Consider the following 4,779-nt stretch of genomic DNA (forward strand, 5'->3'; position numbering starts at 1 on the left):
AATTGACAAAGTGGAGAGAGATGTGGTAATATATACAACGCTGATGGATGAAAGAGAGAAAGAAAGAAAAAAGTAAGAGAAGAAGGAAAGGGAAAGCTCATTGAAAAGTAGATAGAGGAGGCCCAAGAGTATAGGATGAAGGGTTTGATCCTGGCTCAGGGTTAACGCTGGCGGCGTGCGTAACACATGCAAGTCGGACGGGTTATAGATCTTCGGAGATATAACCAGTGGCGAACGGGTGAGTAAAAGGTAGGGACCTGCCCTAAGGACAGAGATAGCTACTGGAAACGGTAGGTAAACTCTGATAAGCCCGAGAGGGGAAAGTGGTAGACAGCCTTAGGATGGACCTACTATCCATCAGGTAGTTGGTGAGGTAAAGGCTTACCAAGCCGATGACGGATAACCGGTGTGAGAGCATGGACGGTCACAAGGGCACTGAGACACGGGCCCTACTCCTACGGGAGGCAGCAGTGGGGAATCTTGGACAATGGGCGAAAGCCTGATCCAGCGACGCCGCGTGAAGGAAGAAGTCCCTCGGGATGTAAACTTCTGAACTAATCGAATAAAAGGGTAGTGGACACACTACAGAAGAAGGTAGATTAGGAAAAGTCCCGGCTAACTACGTGCCAGCAGCCGCGGTAAGACGTAGGGGGCGAGCGTTGCCCGGAATTACTGGGTGTAAAGGGGACGTAGGCGGGTGATCAAGTCATCTGTGAAAAGATTGCTCAACGATCGGCTTGCGGATGAAACTGATCATCTTGGGCGTAGCAGAGGTAGACGGAATTACCTGAGTAGGGGTGAAATCCGCAGATACAGGTAAGAACGCCGGTGAAGAAGTTGGTCTACTGGGCTACAGCTGACGCTGAGGTCCGAAAGCCAGGGGAGCAAACCGGATTAGATACCCGGGTAGTCCTGGCCCTAAACGATGCTCACTAGGTGTAGGGAGCGAAAGACTCTCTGTGCTGAAGCGAACGCGCTAAGTGAGCCACCTGGGGAGTACGTCCGCAAGGATGAAACTCAAAGGAATTGACGGGGGTCCGCACAAGCGGTGGAGCATGTGGTTTAATTCGAAGCTAACCGAAGAACCTTACCAGGGATTGACATGTAACTGAAGGTAGAGAAATCTACTGGCCTACCGTAAGGTAGGAGGTTACACAGGTGGTGCACGGTCGTCGTCAGCTCGTGCCGTGAGGTGTTGGGTTAAGTCCCACAACGAGCGCAACCCCTGCAATTAGTTACCAGCAAGTAAAGTTGGGGACACTAATTGGACAGCCGCCGACGAGGCGGAGGAAGGAGGGGATGACGTCAGATAAGCGTGCCCCTTATACTCTGGGCGACACACGTGCTACAATGGGGAGGACAAAGGGAAGCGAAGCCGGAAGGTGGAGCGGATCCGGAAAAACTCTCCGTAATATGGATTGTAGGCTGAAACCCGCCTACATGAAGCTGGAATCGCTAGTAATCGCAGGTCAGCCAAACTGCGGTGAATACGTTCCCGGGCCTTGTACACACCGCCCGTCACGCCACCCGAGTTGGGAACACCTGAAGGCAGTACGGTAGGTACTGTTGAAGGTGGGCTTAGCGAGGGGGGCGAAGTCGTAACAAGGTAGGTGTACCGGAAGGTGCGCCTGGATCACCTCCTTTCTAAGGAGATTACAAAGTTTCTACCTCCTCTATCTACTTTTGAGAGAGTNNCACCAATCCTAAGGAGAAAGAAAGCTCATTGACAAGTGCATAGAGTACGTCCAAAGAGAGAAGGGCATACGGTGGATGCCTAGCCAGCTGGAAGCGAAGAAGGACGTGGTAAGCTACGAAAAGCTGTGGGGAGCTGCAAACGAGCGAAGATCCGCAGATATCCGAATGGGGAAACCTGCCGAAAGGCATCCTGGAGACAGGAGGCGAAGCTGGGGAAGTGAAACATCATAGTACCCGGTGAAAAGAAATCAAACGAGATTCCCCTAGTAGCGGCGAGCGAAAAGGGAAGAGCCCAAACAGTAGCGATGTAAAAGCGGGCAGGCGTTGTTGCTACTGAGTTGTGGGTAACAGCTACCCGAACTGCCAGATAGGGGGTTGGAAATATATACGAAGTGGAAAGGCATGGGAAGGCCTACCGAAGAAGGTGAAAGTCCTGTACACGAAAGTATATAGATTCGACTGCTGTTAACCCGAGTAGCGTAGGACACGAGGAATCCTGCGTGAAGCTGGGTGGACCTCCATCCAAGGCTAAAGAGGACAGCTGAGCGATAGTGGAATAGTACCGTGAGGGAAAGGTGAAAAGGACCCCGGGAGGGGAGTGAAAGAGAACCTGAAACCGTATGCCTACAGGAAGCGGGAGCGAAAGTGACCGCGTGCCTTTTGATTAATGAGCCTGCGAGTTATTTTCGGTGGCGAGGTTAAGCCGGTAGGTGGAGCCGAAGGGAAACCGAGTATGAATAGTGCGCAAGTCACTGGAAATAGACCCGAAGCCAGGTGAGCTACCCATGTGCAGGATGAAGCTTGGGTAAAACCAAGTGGAGGTCCGAACTGGTGGATAGTGAAAAATCCTCGGATGACATGTGGGTAGGAGTGAAAAGCTAACCGAACCTGGGGATAGCTGGTTCTCCCCGAAACGTGTGTAGGCACGGCCTCTGGAAGAAGAGTTATGGAGGTAGAGCACTGAATGGCGTAGGGGGGTAGACCTCTGAAACCAATCAAACTCCGAATGCCATAACTGGATACCAGGGAGAAAGACTGTGGGGAATAAGCTTCATGGTCGAGAGGGAAAGAGCCCAGACCGACAGCTAAGGTTCCGAAGAAGCGGCTAAGTGTGAAAGGAAGTGGACCTCTTGAGACAGCCGGGAGGTTGGCTTAGAAGCAGCCATCCTTAAAAGAGTGCGTAACAGCTCACCGGTAGAAGAGGACTGCGCCGAAAATGTAACGGAGCTAAAGCCGCGCACCGAAGCTACGGTATAGCCGAAAGGCTATAGGTAGGGGAGCAATGTGCGAGGGAGAAGCGTAACTGGAAGGTTATGTGGACGAAGCACAAGAGAGAATGCAGGCATGAGTAACGAAATGGGAGTGAGAATCTCCCACCCCTAAAGTCTAAGGTTACCTGGGGAAGGGTCGTCCGCCCAGGGTAAGTCGGGACCTAAGGTGAACCCGAAAGGGGTAGCCGATGGAAAACGGGTGAAGAATCCCGTACCAGTAAAAGAAGAGCTGCAAGGGGGGACACAGGAGGTAAAGCTACCGAGATAGGGTTGCAAATCTTCCAAGCGACGATGCCGAAGAAGCCGGTAGGGAAATCCGCTGGTGGAGGAGGAGTCGTGATGGGGAGGCCGCAAGGCCAACGGTAGATAATCACACTGTCAAGAAAAGCCTCGTGTAGCGTTGATTTTTTTACTGCCCGTTCTGGAAACCGACACAGGTAGACGAGCTGAGAAGGCAAAGGGGAGCGGAATAACCTTCGTTAAGGAACTAGGCAAAATGGCCCCGTAACTTCGGGAGAAGGGGTGGACTATTAGCATGAGGAATCATGTTAATAGAGCCGCAGTGACAAGTCCCTAGCGACTGTTTACCAAAAACACAGGTCTCTGCTAACACGGAAGTGGAAGTATAGGGACTGACGCCTGCCCAGTGCCGGAAGGTTAAGGGGAGAGGTGCAAGCTTCGAACTGAAGCCCCGGTAAACGGCGGCCGTAACTATAACGGTCCTAAGGTAGCGAAATTCCTTGTCGGGTAAGTTCCGACCTGCATGAATGGCGTAACGACTAGGGAGCTGTCTTAACGGAGGATCCGGTGAAATTACAAGCTTGGTGAAGACGCCAAGGACCCGCAGCTAGACGGAAAGACCCCGTGGAGTTTTACTGTAACCTGACATTGTAACTTATCGTTGTATGTACAGGATAGGCGGGAGGCGGAGAAAGCTGCTCGCCAGGGCAGCTGGAGCCGTCCGTGGGATACCGCCCTTACAACGATGGGTTACTAACGGGAGAAAGTGAAGAGCTTGACCTGGACAGTGTTAGGAGGGCAGTTTAACTGGGGCGGTTGCCTCCTAAAAGGTAACGGAGGTGTTCGAAGGTAGGCTCAAGTGGGTTGGAAATCCACTGAAGAGTGCAAAGGCAAAAGCCTGCTTAACTGAGAGACTGACGAGTCGATCAGGAGGGAAACCTGGACTTAGTGACCCGGCGGTTCTGAGAGGAAGGGCCGTCGATCAACGGATAAAAGTTACCCCGGGGATAACAGACTAATCACGCCCGAGAGTTCACATCGACGGCGTGGATTGGCACCTCGATGTCGGCTCATCGCAACCTGGGGCTGAAGCCGGTCCCAAGGGTTGGGCTGTTCGCCCATTAAAGCGGTACGTGAGCTGGGTTCAGAACGTCGTAAGACAGTTCGGTCCCTATCTGCTGCGGGGGTAGGAAGCTTGAAGGGGGTTGCTCCTAGTACGAGAGGACCGGAGTGAGTATGTCCCTGGTGAATCAGCTGTTATGCAAGTAGCAGGAGCTGAGTAGCCACACATATAACCGATAACCGCTGAAAGCATCTAAGCGGGAAACGGGCCCAAACAATAGGCTTCCCACTCGAGAGAGGTAAGGGCAGTTTGAGAACAAGACGTAGATAGGCCGCAGGTGTAAGTACTGAGAAGTATTGAGCCGAGCGGTACTAATAGCCCGAGGCTTTGGACGAAACTCTATGCACTTGTGAATGAGTAATAGGGGGTGAAGATAACGATACGGGAAACACCCAGAACCATACCGAACCTGACGGTTAAGCCGTATCGTGCCGATGGTAGTACGCTTTG

The 4,779-nt window shown here is 52.4% G+C and carries 2 rRNA genes; both read left to right on the top strand.

Going from position 1 to position 4,779, the window contains the following annotated elements:
- Positions 1 to 132 precede the first annotated feature (132 nt).
- Positions 133 to 1,644: ribosomal RNA gene (locus X926_RS09060) — 16S ribosomal RNA — on the top strand.
- Positions 1,645 to 1,743: 99 nt separating this feature from the next.
- Positions 1,744 to 4,664, top strand: a 23S ribosomal RNA gene (locus X926_RS09065).
- Together the 16S and 23S rRNA genes form the textbook arrangement of a ribosomal RNA operon.
- Positions 4,665 to 4,779 lie beyond the last annotated feature (115 nt).

This window comes from Petrotoga sp. HWHPT.55.6.3 (genome assembly GCF_002895495.1).
GTDB classification, from domain to species: Bacteria; Thermotogota; Thermotogae; order Petrotogales; family Petrotogaceae; genus Petrotoga; species Petrotoga mobilis.